13 protein-coding genes and 1 pseudogene are annotated in these 18,489 nt (G+C 38.1%); 11 read left to right on the top strand and 3 right to left on the bottom strand.

All coding sequences use genetic code 11. The annotated features are described in order from the left end of the window. Nucleotides 1-72: 72 nt before the first annotated feature. From RCG23_RS24195 to RCG23_RS24165, 7 genes are all read left to right on the top strand, one after another. Nucleotides 73-3,441, top strand: a complete 3,369-nt coding sequence (locus RCG23_RS24195) for a right-handed parallel beta-helix repeat-containing protein (protein ID WP_308177751.1) — start codon at nt 73-75, stop codon at nt 3,439-3,441. A 68-nt stretch (nt 3,442-3,509) separates the two neighbouring features. Further along, a complete protein-coding gene (locus RCG23_RS24190; RefSeq protein ID WP_308177750.1) occupies nt 3,510-4,139 on the top strand; it encodes a ThuA domain-containing protein in 630 nt (209 codons plus the stop codon). 14 nt (nt 4,140-4,153) lie between these two features. Then, nucleotides 4,154-5,254 carry a Gfo/Idh/MocA family protein gene (locus RCG23_RS24185; RefSeq protein WP_308177749.1) on the top strand — a complete coding sequence of 367 codons (1,101 nt, stop codon included), beginning with the start codon at nt 4,154-4,156 and terminating at the stop codon, nt 5,252-5,254. A 31-nt stretch (nt 5,255-5,285) separates the two neighbouring features. Next, a complete protein-coding gene (locus RCG23_RS24180) occupies nt 5,286-7,760 on the top strand; it encodes a glycoside hydrolase family 38 N-terminal domain-containing protein (RefSeq protein ID WP_308177748.1) in 2,475 nt (824 codons plus the stop codon). A 58-nt stretch (nt 7,761-7,818) separates the two neighbouring features. Then, entirely contained in the window at nt 7,819-9,339 is a 1,521-nt protein-coding gene (gene galT, locus RCG23_RS24175) for a UDP-glucose--hexose-1-phosphate uridylyltransferase (protein WP_308177747.1), read from the top strand. Between the two features lie 136 nt (nt 9,340-9,475). Further along, complete coding sequence (locus RCG23_RS24170) at nt 9,476-10,267, top strand: M24 family metallopeptidase (RefSeq protein WP_308177746.1); 792 nt, start codon at nt 9,476-9,478, stop codon at nt 10,265-10,267. A 14-nt stretch (nt 10,268-10,281) separates the two neighbouring features. Then, entirely contained in the window at nt 10,282-10,578 is a 297-nt protein-coding gene (locus RCG23_RS24165; protein ID WP_308177745.1) for a hypothetical protein, read from the top strand. A gap of 102 nt (nt 10,579-10,680) precedes the next feature. Here the strand turns inward: RCG23_RS24165 and RCG23_RS24160 are convergent, their stop codons facing one another. Both RCG23_RS24160 and RCG23_RS24155 read right to left on the bottom strand, forming a co-directional pair. Beyond that, nucleotides 10,681-10,884 (bottom strand): YbdD/YjiX family protein, encoded by a 204-nt coding sequence (locus RCG23_RS24160; RefSeq protein ID WP_308177744.1) that lies wholly within the window; start codon nt 10,882-10,884, stop codon nt 10,681-10,683. Next, nucleotides 10,877-12,951: pseudogene (locus RCG23_RS24155) on the bottom strand (carbon starvation CstA family protein). The gene RCG23_RS24160 and the pseudogene RCG23_RS24155 overlap by 8 nt, the downstream one beginning before the upstream one ends. Before the next feature lie 197 nt (nt 12,952-13,148). Between RCG23_RS24155 and RCG23_RS24150 the strand changes: the two are divergent. The 4 genes from RCG23_RS24150 to RCG23_RS24135 all read left to right on the top strand — a co-directional run bounded on the left by RCG23_RS24150 (nt 13,149) and on the right by RCG23_RS24135 (nt 16,811). Continuing rightward, a complete protein-coding gene (locus tag RCG23_RS24150; RefSeq protein WP_308177743.1) occupies nt 13,149-13,439 on the top strand; it encodes a replicative helicase loader/inhibitor in 291 nt (96 codons plus the stop codon). 569 nt (nt 13,440-14,008) lie between these two features. Next, nucleotides 14,009-15,265: a DUF445 domain-containing protein gene (locus RCG23_RS24145; protein WP_308177742.1), complete on the top strand. Its 1,257-nt coding sequence runs from the start codon at nt 14,009-14,011 to the stop codon at nt 15,263-15,265. A 102-nt stretch (nt 15,266-15,367) separates the two neighbouring features. After that, a complete protein-coding gene (locus tag RCG23_RS24140) occupies nt 15,368-16,402 on the top strand; it encodes a DUF2332 domain-containing protein (RefSeq protein ID WP_374049790.1) in 1,035 nt (344 codons plus the stop codon). Nucleotides 16,403-16,421: 19 nt separating this feature from the next. Then, on the top strand, nt 16,422-16,811 hold the full coding sequence (locus RCG23_RS24135; protein ID WP_308177740.1) for a DnaJ family domain-containing protein: 390 nt from the start codon (nt 16,422-16,424) through the stop codon (nt 16,809-16,811). 78 nt (nt 16,812-16,889) lie between these two features. Here the strand turns inward: RCG23_RS24135 and RCG23_RS24130 are convergent, their stop codons facing one another. Beyond that, nucleotides 16,890-18,488 carry a phospholipase D-like domain-containing protein gene (locus RCG23_RS24130; protein ID WP_308177739.1) on the bottom strand — a complete coding sequence of 533 codons (1,599 nt, stop codon included), beginning with the start codon at nt 18,486-18,488 and terminating at the stop codon, nt 16,890-16,892. Nucleotide 18,489 lies beyond the last annotated feature (1 nt).

Below are 18,489 nucleotides of genomic sequence, written 5' to 3'. Positions count from 1 at the left end.
GTCATGATTTTTCTAAAGATATTAAGAGAATCATAGCGTGGCTATTATTTCATATGACTAGGAGGGAGAAGAATGAATAGAAAATATGTAGTTCCCAAACCAGGGATGGTAATAACTGAAGATACTACTTTTTTGCCAGGGGTTTACTATTTCTTTGAAGATGAAGGAATAACGATAGGGGCAAGTAATATTAGTATTGATGGTAATGGTGCAGTATTTATCGGCGGGAAGATGAAGGGGAAAGATAAGGTATCCCAAAACACAGATGAATTTAGCTACGGATATTCGATGCATGGTAAGGATGACAGTCTCGGTTTCCATGGCATTGCTGTTAATTCTAAGAATACTGAGAATGTAACCATTAAAAATTTAAGTGCAAAAAACTTTGAGATAGGCTTAAAACTTGAGAACTGTACGAACTATAAAATACATAACAATGATTTTTCCTATAACTATCACAATCCAGATCACGGGTGGGATGAGCATGAGGATTTAGGGGGAATTGTGCTACTCTCTACACATCATTGTGTGGTGGAGAATAACAAAGCCAACAATGTATGGAATGGCTTGACAATAAGAAATGGCGATAAAAATTTTGTTGAAAATAATGATTTTTCTCATACCTCTAATGTTGGGCTAAGGCTATGGCATGGATGTGAAAATGAATTTTACCGTAATGATTTTAGCTGGGGTATCAGGAAAGAACCTTATGAAGTTCATGCCAGGGACTCTTCCTGCGTATTGATAGAAACGGGCTCAAATAATAATAAATTTATAAAAAATGACATGAGATTTGGTGGAGATGGACTTTTTATAAGGTCACTAAATGGATGGATGTCTACCGGAAACTATTTTGAAGAAAATGATACCTCCTTCGCAAATAACAATGCCATAGAAGCATGGGATGAGGGAAATACATATGTAAGGAATAAGGCAAATTTTTCAAGCTATGGTTTCTGGCTTGGAAACTCCGATAATACCGTATTAATTGAGAATGAGGTAAGCTACAACGGTGTTAATTTTAATAATGCTCCAGAGAACTTTGGAAATGCTGGAATTTCGGTAGTAAATGGCTCAGGAACTAATTTTAAATTGATTAGAAATAAAATTCATCACAACAATGGACCAGGGATTGCCATACGAAATAGGGTGGACTATCCTGCTGTAAATTGGGTATTGGAACACAATGAAATTTATGAAAATAAAAGTGATAATAGAGGCTATGCAGGGCATGGAATATATTTGAAATATGCAAAAAATATAACTCTAATAAATAATAAAATATATGGAAATGATGGTGAGTCCCTTTATATAGATGAATACGTAGGTGATGTAAAAGAACTTCATAGAAGAAAAGATCCAAAGGAAATCAAAGTTAGTATTAGATCCAACTCGAAAACTTTTATTGTTAATAAGGAATTTGTCTTTAAGTCAGAAATAGAGAAAGAACTTAAAGGGCTGAATTATGTATGGGACTTTGGTGATGGTGAGTCATATGATGGAGAAATAGTAAGTAGGAAATTCGAACAGCCTGGATTTTACAGAGTTATCTTATCAGTAAATGATGGAGAAAATGTTGGCTTTGATTGTATAAATATATATGTTTTATCAGAAGGTCTTGAGATTTTTAATGAAGAGAATATTAGTAACTGGAGTATGGAATCAGATGGAGATGTGAGACTGACCTATAATGATAGAGACTTTGTAAGTGGTAAGGGTTCACTAATGCTGCAGTCCTCAGGAGTAAAGGATATTACCTTGAGATATCCAAGGTCAGAGAACTTAGGAATTGATGCATCAGATTACTCACACTTTGGATTCTGTATAAGATATTTAAATGAAATGATTGATTGGTATAAGGAAAACAAAACTCCTACCATTAGATTTTGTAAGGATCTATATAATTATATTGAATTTACACCTAAATCTAACTTATTTGGTGATCTTGCCAATAAGTATAATGAATCAAAATACAATTGGACATATTTAGAAATAGACTTAATAAATAATGACGAATTTTTAAAAAAGGTTACGGGTAACTTTGATTTTAGAGAAATTAGTTATATGGAAATAAATATAGATAATCAGATATCCGCTCAGTCAATATTTATGATTAGTGGCATGAGGTTTATATTGAAGGAAAAGAAGGACTTTTTTAACATTGTAGATGTATCAAAGTTTTTAGATGATTGTAATTCAAACAAAATTGTTGAAGTATCAAGTAATGGAAATGGTTCCGATACTTTAGCTCCTTTAATGAATGTAACCCATTTTGGTGATTTAACTAAGAGATGGATTTCTTCAAATGATAATGGTATTGAATATTATCAAATAAATTTTGATTCTGTCAGGACTTTTAACAGGGTTGTAATCGATTTTTACCATTGTAGTCAAAATACTTTAAATTGTCATCAAGAGAAGCTCCCCAAAGGATTAATCTTAAGTTATTTTAGTAATGGCAAATGGCTTGAGATAAATGAAGGAAATATTAAGGTATTAAATAGTCATAATGTAATAACTTTTGAAGCGGTCATGGGTAGTAAACTGAGACTTATCTTAGAAGGTGAGAACAAACCCTTCTCTATCTACAACATAGAAGTAAATAATATGAAAAACAAGCTTAACAAATACAATATTGAAGATATTAAAAGAAAGAGCACTAGTTTCATAAATATTGAAAAGATAGGAGTAAAACTAAACTATTCTTTGCATGAAGGGGATAAGGGTTTATCAGATTTAAAGGTTTCTCTTAATGAATATGATAAAGATATTCTCGATTCTAAAGAAATAGCTAGTAAAGATATACAATGGGAGGAAATTAATTTCGGAAAGGAAACCACTTTAGATATTGCTGTAGATGGCTTAGATAATAGTAAAAATTACTATTTAGCAATGACCCAAAAGAAAATGGCAGATGATTTAACTAAGGGTCAATATTATAGATGGTCAGGAAAAGGCATATCTGATATGGATGGATCCTACGGCTATATAAATAAAGATGGAATAGTTAATGACAAGGTAGGATGGGGAAGAAACTGGATGAAAATATATACTGATAAGTATGTTCTAGACCTTTCCGATAATAGTGACACACTAGGTAATAGATTCGGTCTTTCTTCTATGGAAAAAATTTATCAGAAATTTATTCTACCAGACCCAATAATTCATATTGTAGAAGGTTCAATAAGTTCACTTAACAGTTTAACCATTAAAGAAGAGGAGGTAATTAAAGTAACCCTCAAGGAATTATGTTCAGTTAATAAGGTGATTTTATACTTTATAGATCCCACGCCTAGAAATGTAATCGTAAAGATAGAAGAGAAGTCATTTGAGGGACGGAATTGTGAAGATATTACGGAGGTAACTCTCAATAAAAGAATTAGTGAGCTAACTATTTTTTTAAAAGGAGACACAATCTTAAAGTCTATCGAGCTCTTATAATCAACACATAAAAAATGAAAAAGGATAAGTTATGTTTTAACCTAATAATTAAATGAAAGGAGCTTATCATGAAAAGAGCACTCATCCTTAGCGGAGGCTGGGAAGGTCACCACCCATCTGAAATTGACGGAATTTTTAAACAAATACTATTAGGTGAAGGTTATGATGTAGATATTTGTAAAACCTTACACTCTATTCATACAAACTATCCTTTAAAGGATTATCAGTTAATTATCCCCAATTGGACAATGGGACAAATACCATATGATTCATTATGTGCTTTATTGGAAGCAGTTCAAGAAGGAGCTGGGGTCGCTGGAATTCATGGTGGCATGGGCGATGCTTTTAGAAATGAAACAGAATATCAATATATGGTGGGAGGACAATTTGTAGCGCACCCTGGCGGCCAAGAGGTTGATTATACAGTCTTGATCCAGGATAAAGAACATGTTATTACAAAGGACATAAACGATTTTGAAATTCAATCAGAGCTTTATTATATGCAAATTGATCCCGCAATTCAGATTCTTGCATCTACACCTGTAGGGTCCATCCAAATGCCCGTAGCATGGACAAAAACCTATGGAAGGGGAAGCGTGTTTTATTGTTCAGTGGGACACAAGCCAGAGGATTTAACGAATAAGGACTGCTATAACCTTATTAAAAATGGATTTCTTTGGGCTGCTTCAAAAGAATAAAGGAGTGAGTCTTTATGTTGAATAGTAAAATAAATGTCGGAATAATTGGCTGCGGAAATATTAGCAGCATTTATATTGAAAATCTTCAAAAATTTGAACATGTTAACCTAGTAGCCCTTTCCGACCTGCAGCTAGAAAAAGCAAGGCTGCAAGCGGATAAATACAATGTCCCGATAATATATACACCTGAAGAGCTGCTTAACGATAAAGGAATTGATATCGTCGTAAACCTAACGACCCCAGAGGCTCATTATGCTGTATCAGAGCAAATTCTCTTGAGTCACAAACATGTCTATGTAGAAAAACCATTGACGATTGAAAAAGAGGATGCACAGAAATTGATCACTTTGGCACGACAAAATAATGTACGTATTGGATGCGCCCCGGACACATTTTTAGGAGGAGCAATTCAAACTGCACGTGAACTCATAGAAAAAGGTGCAATCGGTAAACCAATCGCCGCTCATGCCTTCATGTTATGTCATGGACATGAAAGCTGGCATCCAGCTCCTCATTTCTACTATAAACATGGAGGCGGTCCATTATTTGATATGGGTCCATATTATTTAACGGCTTTAATTAACTTAATCGGCCCTGTCAGAAGAGTAGCCGCCATGGCGAATATAACTTTCCCAGAACGTACCATTACAAGTAAGCCGAATTTTGGTGCGACGATACATGTAGAAACTCCAACCCACATTAATGGTGTTTTGGAGTTTGAAAATGGTGCAATTGGTAATCTTGTTACCAGCTTTGATATATGGCATACAAAGCTGCCTTGTATTGAGATATATGGAACGGAAGGAACGATGATGGTCCCTGACCCGAATGGCTATAATGGGGTCATTCAAATAAAGAAAAAAGGTGAAAAGGAGTGGAAGGATCAGCCGATTACTTTCGGATATACAGACAATAGCAGAGGGATTGGTGTTTCGGATATGGCACATGCAATCATTTATGGAGAGAAGCATCGAGCGAATGAAGAAGTAGCTTTTCATGTATTGGATATCATGCATAGTATTTTAGATGCTGCAGATAAAGGAAGACATATAAATCTGGCAAGCACCTGTGAAAAGCCAAAGCTTATGGACCATACAAAAAACTTAGTTGAATAGCTATTTAATCTTACGATACGAAGGAGAATTAATGATGCCAAAACCAAATTTTTATTACTTCTTCTGTAATCACTGGACACAGGGAGGCATAGGATTTGCCTTCCCATCCGGCTGGTATGCTGGAAAAAAATATGACCGCACCTTTTCGACTGCATACACCATACATAAAATGCTCGACGCTGCTGATGATTACCCTGGATTGAAGGTATCCATGGAACTTGATGCTTATTCATATGAAGAAGTGGAGAAGGAAGATCCTGCATGTATTGAAAGACTAAAGCAATATATCTATGAAGGAAAAGCCGCGGTTGATGGGGGTACCTACGGCCAGCCATTTGGCCAAGACTATGGCTGGGAACCTAACATTCGCCATCTCACCTTTGGAAAGAAGTCGATAAAGGAAGTCCTCGACTACGATATTCGGGCTTTTTTGGTCGAAGAACAGTGGTTTCACCCGCAATTACCCCAGCTCTTGTTAAAAAGCGGCTTCCAATATGCTTCCCTGCAAAATCAAAATTCAGGGCAGGCGATGCCATTAAATGAAGCGATGATTAGCTGGAAGGGCATTGATGGAACTGAAATTCCTGCCATACCTGCCAATGATCTAATGGTTTCCTGTGTTAGGCAATACACTGGCTATCGTGAATACAAAGAAAGATTAAAGGATTATAACAAACCATTGTTGTTCCAATGGGTAGAGATTTGGCCTCCCGGTATGGACTGGGGCGCCAGTGCGACACCATTTGAAAAGGGCATTAAACATGTGGAGGAATGGGGCGGAAAGGCGGTTACGCTGCAAGAGTACTTTGATCTTGAATTAGCAGGACGCGATTTACAATCTATTTATATTCCTCTTGATCAATCCAATTACAAGAATAATTGGTACCAGGATGGCGGTTGGGGCTACGATGGAGATAAAGTCATCATGGTTGACCAAAAGGTTGAACAATCTCTATTAGCCTATGAAACATTATCTGCCATTAAAAATCTAGAGGGCAGTACGGTTGATAATAAAGAAATGCTAACTAAACTTTGGAAACAATTTCTCATCCTGCAGAATCATGACTTTTCAGCTGCAAGAGGTTACCGGGCGTTTACAGAGGATGGAATAGAGACTAAAGCTGGTTCGTACGGTATTAAAAAATATTTCAATATCATTTCATCCTGCGCAGCTGAAATAAATGGCCTTTATGAGACCAAAGGAGAGAATAACTCCTATTTGACAATCTCGAATTATAATGGAGTGTCTTCCCATCAAACCATACCATTTGAAATAAAAAATACGCACAACAACTTTGTTTTAACAAAAAATGGCGAGCGAGTCCCATTTGTGATTACTGAGGAAAAGTACGACACGATAAAAGGATTAATGGTCATTGATGTACCGAAATTAGGCACAGCGACTATCAATATAAAGGAAGAGGAAAAGGAACAAGTCAAGGATGAAAACAAACTTCCAGTTACATATGGGGACGATTGGATTGAAGACGATCATTTCAAAGTTAATTGGAAAAAAGGCACATGGACGATTCAAATCGCAGATAAAAAAACACAGGAAACTATTGATTTTACCGGGTTTACTGGACCAATTGCAAAACAAAATGAACACACAAGCATGTATCCGGCATTAAGTTCTGCTCATGAGATATTTACATTCGCTTTTGATGGAACGACTCATTGTCCTGATCAAATCTCTTTATCTAGAATTAATGGCAGCATAGAATCCAAAAACGATCTTGAAAGTGTTTTATTGCTCCATTGCGATTTAGTGACGCTGCATACTACGGAAACTCCTGTAGCGTTCGCAGAGGTGCGAGTATTCATCAACCATCAAACAAAGGAAATTAAGTGTCAATCCTATTTTTATACAGGTGTGAATTTATCGCTCAATTGCCATGCAACCTTTAAGCATCATTTACCTAATGCTATTTATTATCGTGATTACCCGTTTGGAGAAGAAAAAACAGATATTGATGATATATATGCTAATACCTATATGCGAGTAATGAGTGAAAACACTGGTTTTACCATCGTCCATCCAGGAGTGCAGAAGGTTAAATTGGAAAGGGCAAATGAGTCAGGAAAAATTATGCATTTATTAGCGAGAGATAAAGTATTTGGTGACTATACGTGGACATTCTCGTTGAATTTTAATACCCATACACCATGGGAAAGTGCAAAACATTCCAAGGCTGTTAGAGCTAATTACCCAATAGTTCAAACTGGTGAAAAAGAAGAAAATGAAATTCTTCAAATTGAGGATGAAAGAATCCTACTGTCTGCTTTTTATCAGGAGGATGAACGTTATTTCGTAAGATTTATAAACTATTCTGATCAAAAAATCGCATCCGCAAAGATTAGATTAAATCATAGTTTTAATAAAGTGGAAATAGTCGATTTTAGCGGAAATCCACAAAAAGAGATATCAACACAACATAACTCGAATCAAACTGAAGTTCATGTTGACCTATCTCCATGGGCAATTACGACCCTGGCATTTAGTTAACCTACCAATCTTAAAAAAATGGTTCAGTCATGATATTAAAGGCAGGTGTGCTTCCAACATGTTAAAAATTCATCAAGAAATCCAGCATTTATTGAAATACGGATTAATGAAAAAATTATTCGAAGCAGAAGATGAGGTTTATGTAAGGAACCGAATTTTAGCTATACTCTGCCTTCTGGACTGGCAGGAAGCCAAACCTGAGAATCCTATTCCGGACCTTTCAGAAATACTAAATCGGATATTGAATTGGGCTTATGAAAACGGAGTCTTATTATCGAACACAACTACTGAGAGAGATGTCCTGGATACGGAAATCATGAATTGCATGCTGCCTCGGCCGTCCGAGGTTATCAGGAAATTTAAGCAACATTATAAAGAAAGCCCAGAAAAGGCTACGACAAGATTTTATGAACTAGCCGTTTCTTCCAATTATGTCAGAGCAGACCGTATTACGAAAAACATTCAATGGAAAACGGCTACACCTTATGGTGAGTTTGATATCACGATAAATTTAGCCAAGCCAGAGAAGGATCCAAAGGAAATTGCATTAATAAAAAGTAATGCTGTCTCATCTTATCCCAAATGTCTTTTATGTCATGACAATGAGGGCTACAAAGGGACGCTTTCACTGCCTGCGAGAGGAAATCATCGCATCATTCCAATTTCTCTTAGTGGAGAGGACTGGTTTTTGCAATATTCACCTTATGTGTATTATCACGAGCACTGCATTGTTTTTAGTAAAGAGCATGTTCCTATGAAAATTTGTTCGAAGACTTTTAAGAGGCTATTAGATTTTACTGAACAATTCCCTCATTATTTCATTGGCTCTAATGCGGATTTGCCGATAGTCGGCGGATCTATTTTAACGCATGACCATTTTCAGGGCGGCAGATACTCCTTTGCCATGGAAAAAGCCGAAGTAGTCGATTCTGTCATACTGAATCGTTTTCCATCTATAAAAATCGGTATTTTAAACTGGCCGCTATCTGTTATTCGAATTCAGGGAGAAAAGGATGATGTAGGTAAAGCAGCAGAATTCATCTGGAGAGCCTGGAAGGAATATAGCGATGCCGCTGTAGACGTTTTCCCCTATAGCGAGAGAACACCGCACAATACAGTAACCCCTATTGCAAGAAGGCGGGGAGATTTATTCGAAATGGATATTGTGTTGCGAAACAACCGGACTTCGGGTGAGTTTCCAGATGGAATTTTCCATCCCCACAAGCAGCATCATCATATAAAAAAAGAAAATATCGGATTGATAGAAGTAATGGGTTTGGCTGTATTGCCAGGAAGACTTACCAAGGAGCTGGATCAAATCTCTGAATATCTGCTATCGCCTGTTAAACGAGAGAAATGGAATCCTGATCTGCTAAAACATTGGGAATGGTATCAGGAATTACAACAGAAGAAATACAGCAACATAACTAGGGAATCTGTCAAAAAATTGATTAAAAGGGAAGTAGGATTAAAATTTCAGCAGGTTCTTGAAAATGCCGGGGTATTTAAACAAAATGAAGAAGGCCGAAGAGCGTTTCATGAATTTTTTCAATTTGTAAAAGCTAGTTTAATAGATTAAATAAAAGCTGTTTATTTCGTTGGAGTTTCTTATGCCCAATTTCTATGTATGTGAAATTGGGGATGGTGCAAGAGAAATTGTTTAAATTGCTGTCACGGATTGGCAAAATTGGCGACTGGGAAAAGAGGGAAGTGTAATGTCTGTTAAAGTACTGACACCACTTGAAAAAGTTTATGAATTTATTAAGCTGAAACAGATTGACGGGGTGTTCTTTCGCAAACGAAGTAATTTTTCATGGATTACAGGAGGGAGTGTTAATCATATCGTTCAAACAACGGAAGCTGGAGTTGCTGACATAGCTATTTTTTCTGATAAAAAATATTGTATCACTTCTAGGATGGAAGGGGACCGGATTTTTGAGGAAGAACTTACTGGCTTGGGTTATGAATTGATCACGCTTGAATGGTATGAGAATCAGGATTCTGTCGTACAAGAATTATGCAGTGGGAGAAGAATCGCAAGTGACGTCGATTTTGAGGGATTTATAGACATTGGAAAAGAGCTTTCGACTTTGAGATATACCCTTACGAATGAAGAAATTGAGCGTTATCGTTGGTTATCACAATTGGCTGCCAAGGCAGTGGAGTCCACATGCCGGGAATTAGAGCAGGGCTGGACAGAATATGAAATTGCAGCACACCTGGCCTCGAAGTTAATAAAAAAAGGAATAAATCCTCATGTTATTTTAGTGGCCACAGATGAACGCATTTTTAAGTATAGACATCCGATTCCAACCGAAAAAAAATTAGATAACTATGCCATGCTGGTTCTATGCGCAGAGAAATGGGGATTAGTGTCCAACGCAACGAGATTCGTTCATTTTGGCAGCCTGCCAAAAGATATTGAAGATAATGTAAAAAAATTAGCTCAAATCGATATTGCCATGAACTCAGCTACCAGGCGGGAGTCAAAATTAATGACGTCCTGAAAAAGGGAATCGACATGTATCGTGAAGTTGGCTATTGCGAGGATTGGAGATTCTTGCATCAAGGAGGTCCAACCGGCTACGCAACAAGGGAATTCCTTGCAACATCAGCATCCGAAGAAAAAGTGAATCTTCATCAGGCTTTTGCTTGGAATCCTACCATAAAAGGAATTAAATCGGAAGATACCATCCTTGTAGGAGAAGAAGAAAACGAATTTCTCACCCATACTGGAGAATGGGTTTACCTTGAACTTGAAAAGGACGGGAGAAAGTATCTGCGGCGAAATGTATTAATCAAAAGTGCTGCAAACTAATAATTATTTTTGGCCACTTTAAAAATTCTAATTTTGAGCGAACATATAAAATTTCACCTAAAAAAACCCGTGTAATGAAACAACACGGGTTTTTCATTTACTTCAACAGCATCTAGAAACTTTACCGCCCTTGCCGTTGTATCGGGCTTCCTGCGCTTCGCAGAAGAACTCCTTACGCGATTTAATTGGCTGCCCAGGGTGGGTTTCCTTCATATGCTCAGTGTATTTTTCATAGCTTGGAACGCCGACAAGCAAGCTGATGAATTGTTTTCGGTGTTTCAGCATTGCCTGAAGCTTTTTAAGCATATTTTTTGAAGCCTCCTTCATCACGCGGTACATATGGTGTTTCGTGTAATTTAAGCTTTTGATTTGTCAGCACTTTAAACCATATTCTTAAAGCAGAAATTAACACCATAATGACCACTACCATGAAAAATCCGCAAAGGGCGGTATCAACATAGTCATTAATCAGAACCTGATTCATTTGCTCTGGAGTGGTAGCTGGAGCCAGAACTTTTCCGTTATCCAATGCTTCTTTGAAAACCTTAGCATGTGCTAAAAAGCCAATCCGCGGAATATCATGGAAGATTTTTTGCCAGCCCGCTGTCAGGGTGACGAGCAAAATCCACGTGGTCGGAATAAGTGTGACCCATACATACGCTTTTTTGCCCATTTTATATAAAATCGTTGTGCCTAAAAGAAGGGCAATTGCAGCAAGCATCTGATTCGCAATGCCAAACAGCGGCCAGAGTGTGTTTATACCGCCCAATGGGTCAATGACGCCCTGGTATAAAAAGTACCCCCAAAATAAGACACAAAGAGCAGTCGCAACCAAATTCGGAATAAGGGCATCGGTTTTTGCGAAAGGCTTATAAGCGGCTCCTATCAAATCCTGGATCATGAATCGCCCTACACGGGTTCCTGCATCGATTGTCGTCAAAATAAACAATGCTTCAAACAGGATGGCAAAGTGGTACCAGAATGCCATGAGCGCTTTACCGCCAATCACTTTTGAAAATATCACCGCCATACCGATAGCAAGCGTCGGAGCACCGCCAGTACGGGACAGGATGGATTGTTCACCCACATTCTTGGCCATTTGGGTCAGGTCTTCTGGTGTTACCGAATAGCCCCAGCTAGAAACTGTTTTGGCTGCCATAATGGCATCCGTTCCAATCACACCAGCAGGGCTGTTGATCGCAAAATAAATTCCCGGCGTGAGCACACACGCGGCAACCATCGCCATAACGGCAACAAATGATTCCGTCAGCATGGCGCCATAGCCGATAAATTGGGCATGTGACTCACGCTCAATCATTTTAGGAGTCGTACCAGAGGATACAAGGGCATGGAATCCTGAAACGGATCCACAAGCTATTGTAATAAATAAGAAAGGAAACAGATTGCCAGAGAAGATTGGCAGGTTCCATCCACAAATTTCGTTACACTAGGCATGTTCAATTCAGGTGCGACAATCAGGATGCCTAATGCCAGGCCGACAATCGTTCCTACTTTTAAAAAAGTGCTTAAATAATCGCGCGGGGCGAGAAGGAACCAAACCGGCAGCACGGAAGCAATAAACCCGTAACCAATCATCATAAAGGCAATTGTTTCACCCCTGAAGGTGAACATTGCCGCTAAATCCGAATGCTGGCTGACATATTGCCCCCCTGCAAGGGATAGAAGAAGTAAAACTACACCAATTAGTGATGCTTCTCCAACCCGACCCGGACGGATATAGCGCATATATACACCCATAAGGATGGCGATAGGAATGGTCGCTGCAATCGTAAACATGCCCCACGGGCTTCCGGCAAGCGCCTTCACCACTACCAATGCCAAAACCGCTAATAAAATAATCATAATACCTAAGATACCGATCATCGCAATAATTCCGGTTACTTTACCCATTTCGTCTTTAATCATTTCGCCTAATGACTTTCCGTCACGGCGCATCGAACCGAATAAAATAATGAAATCCTGGACTGCTCCAGCTAAAACGACACCGACTACAATCCATAGCGTTCCTGGCAGATAGCCCATTTGTGCTGCAAGAATCGGCGTACGAGTGGACCAGCTCCTGCGATCGCCGCAAAATGGTGACCGAACAGCACCCATTTATTCGTGGGCACAAAATCCTTCCCATCGTTGTGAAGCTCGGAAGGTGTCTTTCTGGAATCATCGAGTTGAAATACTTTGGCTGGCGATGAACCGGCTGTAAAAACGGTAGGCGATTGCATAAACACAAATTGCTGCTGTAACCAGCCAGATCGCATTCACACTTTCACCGTTGTTTAAGGCCATCACTGCAAAACCTGCTGCACCTAATGCAGTAATTAGACCCCAAATAATAATGGACTTTAATGCTTTCAAATAAAATCTCTCCTTTCAGGAATATAAAGCCATGCCTTTTTTTAAAAGTTCATACCTGATGAATGGACAAAGCCCAACACCATTATATTTTATAATTCAGAATTTTTGTATAATTAAAATTACCTATAAAATGGAATAGCGGTCTATCGTTTCAGTCAAAACTGTATTTATTATGATTGAACATGGAGGTACAGCGCATGACAAAGGAAGAAGTGATTAAGATATTGCTTCAAATCGAAGCAGTGTATCCAGATTTTCTTACAAAAAATGAAACTGTAAGCTGCTGGTTCACTTTTGCCACAGTGATGGATTATGCAAAAGTACAGGCCAGGCTATTCGCCCATATAAGAAGAAGCCCTTATCCGCCAAGATTATTCCAGCTAACAGATATCACAGCTTCAGATTTCCCCTCAGTGTGTGGGGAAGAAGACATGAATAATAAACAACCGATTCTTAGCTGGATGGATGAGTACTCATTAAAAGCTTGATACCAATGAATCATTTCCGTTGTGGTACAGGATTCGAATGTGTTTTTCCACAATTTATTTTAAGGACAAGCCCACAACTAACACCTACCTTATTTTAGTCCCTGCAAAATTGCCTATTTGTTATTATTAGACTATAATTTTCCAATGGACCTTTTCTAAAATACTAAACTAAAAAAGATACCTTACAAGAAATGCAAACGAATTGCATTTTTTCTTCGTATAGGAAATTATTAAATTAAATGATTTGGATGTTTTTTACTAAGTTGTATTAAGCCAGCTCCAGCGCCCAGCCAGTTTTCATCTTTGAATAGCTCCCTTGAATATCTTGCGAGGAGCATGACCTTCAGGTGATGCTTGGAACAGCTCGGGGTCATAAGCCAAATCACTCCAGAAATCAGGACAAGGAAAGCTCCGGCAGCATTCGCATCGCACGAAGGAAAAGCGATAGCTTTTCCGAGGATGACTGCGTGATCCGTCTTATGCCTGTCGGGGCTAACCAGGGCGCTTGCGCCTTTTGTACTTGTTTTGCAATAATAGCATTAGCAGATTTTAAAAATGAGGGATTTTTAATGTTAAAACGAACGAAGAAATCACAATATCTTGCCAGTGGTTCACTTGCGGTAATGGGCGCAGGATTCCTGGCTACCATACCATTTCAGCAAACACTTTTGGGAGCCATTCTGCAGGGAGGCTTTGAAGCGGGTCTTGTCGGAGGGCTTGCCGACTGGTTTGCTGTTACAGCTCTTTTCCGCCATCCACTTGGAATTCCAATACCACATACCGCACTTTTGCCAAAAAACCGAAAGAGGATAACGGCGACGATTATTTCAATGCTCGAAAATGATTGGCTCACGAAGGAAAGCATTCGTGAAAAAATTACAGCCATTCCATTTACAGAGCGCATTTTCCCGCTGATTGAAAGGGAGAAAGGCTCTGAAGCAGTTAAAAAAACAATTCTTTCAGGGATTAAGCAAGTGATCCAGCATATTGATATTACACAACTGGCACCATTAATAGAAAAGGAATTAAAAACGCAAATTAGCCAGCTAGAAGTGGAAACCTATCTGCCTCGGGCAATCGATCAAATTACAGCCCGGAAATACGATGAAAAAGGATTGGACTATATTCTAAATGAAGTAGAAGAATGGGCGAATAAAGAAACTACTAAGGAACGTCTTGGCAGGCTGGCGGTTGATGCGATTGAAAACATAAAAGCAGACGGCTTTATGCAATTTGCTCTGAAGTCGTTTAGCAGTCTTGTAAATGAAGAAAAACTCGGAAATATTATACAGTCCCTTATACAAAAAGGGGTGAAGAGCTTCCGAGACCCATATAATTCAAACCGGGAGACTCTGCTCCTGAGCGTTCAGACTAAGCTGGAAAATATCAAAAAAGATGAAAATATGATCAATGAATTGAACAAGATAAAAACTCAGTTTGTTGATGGCTGGGAACCGGAAGAAAAAATCCTTGATTTTTTTGCAAAGTTGCAGCAGCGAGCCCTAGAAGTCGTGGATAGGGAAGGATTTTTTGAAGAGTATATTCTGCCAATGATAACCAAAGCATTGGACAGCCTAAAGAATGATGAAGAAAAAATGGAAGGAATCGAAAATTGGATACGCAAGCACGCTTTCCAATTTGTTGATAAAAACCATTCGAAGATTGGCAAATTGGTCGAGGAGAATCTGAATAAACTTGATGATCCAACGCTGATTTCCATGCTTGAAAACAACGTCGGAAAAGATCTGCAGTGGATCAGAGTTAATGGAGCGATTTGCGGATTTTTAATCGGGCTAGTGTTGGTTGGTATTAAAGCAATCTTTTAAATAAAAATGAACCGGACATGAATTTCATGCCCGGTTTTTTTATGGAGGAAATTTTTAGTAAAAGTAGAATAATTAATACTATCCACAAACAGCTGGGAGGAAATGTCCTTGAACATCAATCAATTGTCAGAATCATTTAAGACCTTTGCCAAAAGAGAGTGTGAGGGTTCAAGTGATTTGTATGAGTTTTTATCTTTAAAGATTGCTGAAGACGATTGGCTACTAGAGTTGAGTTCTTATGCCCGGGAAGGACAACCAATCCCCAACTTGCTTCTAGGTGCAGTCCATTATCTTTTACTTAAAGGAAAAAATCATGTTTTACGTGAATATTACCCTAGTATTGTAGAACATTCAAAAGTGGTTAAGGAATCTTATATTCACTTCCAAAGCTTTTGTGAACTTTATAGAGAAGAGATCATTTCAATTCTGCAAGAGAAATTGGTTCAGACGAATGAAGTGCGGCGCTGTGCCTATCTTTACCCAACCTTTTCCTACATATATAACAAAACGAATCGACCATTGGCACTTATTGAAATCGGAACAAGTGCAGGGCTTCAGCTTCTTTGGGATAAATACAGCTATTCTTATCTTTCGAATGAAGTATATGGTGATCATAACTCCGAGTTAAGAATTATTGCTGAAATCAGAGGAGAAAAAACGCCAAAGCTTCTTTCGAAAAGTCCTCCTGTTAATCATAGGTTTGGTTTAGATTTGCATATAAATGATGTCACGAATGAGGAAGATTCTTTATGGCTGAATTCACTTATTTGGCCAGAACATTATGAGAGAAGAGAACTATTTAAGCAGGCTATAGAGTGTATTCACAATAATAGAAATGAGATTAATTTAATTGAAGGCGATGGTGTGGAATTACTTCCCCACATTGTTGATCAAATTCCACCTGAAGCTGTTATTGGTGTTTTCCATACCCATGTAGCCAATCAAATGCCAGAAAATACGAAATATAAACTATTAGAATATGTAAAGGAAATTGGAGAAAAAAGAGATGTATTTCACCTCTATAACAATATGTGGGATAGAGACCTTCACTTGGATTACTTCATTAACCAGATCGAACACAATGAGATCATCGGGGAAACTGATGGACATGGCAGATGGTTTAGCTGGAAGCTCTAAGAAATAGGGGGAGATAAATTTGGGGAATCGTGATGATCATATTAATAATAGTTTAATAGACCAGATCACAAAAAATTATAATCTGGATGAAGATATTAAGAGGCATCCGGGTTTTGGAAAACCACTTCCGAAAAATTTGCTTACTGGAGATATTTACAGCAATTTTTTAAATACTGCTAAAAATGCAGGTTATTTGCCGACTTGGATAAGCCTGCAAAAGGAGATAAGGGAAAAAATAGCTTTAACGTTGAATCTGATAGAAAAAGATAGCGAAAAATCAAAGATATTAATCTCCATTGATGAAATAAACGAGAAAATTAAATCGTATAATAATGCCTGCCCCTCAAATATGCAGCGTGGAAGAATAAGTTTAGAAAATATTGCGAAACAATATGAAATATGGAAATAGGAATTATTCTTTAAGAAATCAAAAAAAGACATCATAAAAACAGAGGTAATCCTCTGTCTTTATGATGTCCTTGATTTTTCATGATAAGTTTTTCGTCATCTTATAGATATAGGTGCTTGGATGGAGAAGGGGGTGCTTATAAAACAATTTATTTTCCGTGACCTTTTTGGAAACCGAAAGATCATAATCGATCACTTTTTTTACTTTTTCTGCAAAGTTCTTGCTCTTTACAAGCACACCCAATTCGAAATCATGACACGCGCTTCTTTCATTAATATTATAAGAACCGTGAAACACACAATTGGACCGTTTATCATAAGCGATTTTCCAATGTGAGAATCGTCCCGTATGGCTGTAGTCATAGAATGCTACACCTTTTTCAAAAGGCTCATACATATTGCTTTTTACTGCGGTGAGATTAGTGGGATGGTCATTCACATAAAGAGGATTGCATATTGATATGTGACGTGCCTCTTCATCTTCGATATTCTTCAAACGATCCCAAAATGACTGATCTATCAAATACGGATTCACAATGATTGTCTCATCTGTTACATGCGTAATTAAAGATAAATAATACTGCTGTATCAAATTGACAGGGTTGCCTGGGAAGCTGGCAAAAAGTGTGCATTCTTCATTACCGAAGTTTCGATCTGCTCTCGGAAAATAAAACGGATCTTCTGGATCATATACATCCCCACAAAGTACCGTCCATTGAAAAGAAAAAATTTGATTTAACGAGTGTGCTGCTGCTCCCTTAATGCGGATACAGCCATCATGCCATTCATCCTCATTACTTGGCACACCAAGCTTTCTGCCACTAACTTCTGTAGATTTTGAGGCTGTGATTGGTGTATCAAATGTATATTGATCACCTATATTCAAACTGCCAACTACTGTTGTAATACCATCAATGACGATGAACTTTCGATGGTTGATTACCTGCAGATTCGATGTATATGCATCTTGAACATAGTCCTGAAGGGATAAGCTGCTTTCTGGAACACCCTTAGCAGCTAATTCCGCCCTTTTTTCTGGCCATTCGTCTTTGTCATAACAAATATGAAAGGTATCGATTACCTTGCCTCCAGCAGCTTTTAACTTTTCTGAAATCTCCTTGAATTCCCCAACTTTAAGGTTCTTCTCATATCCAAACTTAGTGATGCCGTAGTCCACCATAACCCTGACAGTCACACCTCTAGCTAACGCATTCAGCAAAGCGTCAGCTACTTGGTTGCCCGAATTATCATTAAAGAACAGCATCACAGACAAATGGATGTAGCGTTCCGCCTTGTTTATCTCATCTAATATTACTTTTAGGCAATCAGGTCCATTCGAATAGACGTCGACCTGATTATTCTGTGTTGTTTGCGGAGCTAAGGCATTTAATTTTGAAAGGTCAAGTTCATTGACCAGGTATGCAAATTGTTCAAGGACCTCATGGTTTACACCGGGTATTGTCATAAGTTCTGACTGAGTGGTGAATATACCCCCAAGTTCTTGTCGAATGCGTACAGCATCATCAAAAGGGATGTGAGCTTTTGCAAAATCAACAGCTTGCTCCGACCCATCCACTACATTTACTATACGCCCATTCGATAAGTAATAGTTTAGAAAATCCTTCACTCCATTTTTCAGTGTTTCATTCCATTTATCCATTGGTATCTGATTAATCATG

It is taken from the genome of Neobacillus sp. PS3-34 (genome assembly GCF_030915465.1).
Lineage (GTDB): Bacteria > Bacillota > Bacilli > Bacillales > Cytobacillaceae > Neobacillus_A.
The sequence above is the reverse complement of the archived record's forward strand: the minus strand, read 5'-3'. Positions and strand labels throughout refer to the sequence as shown.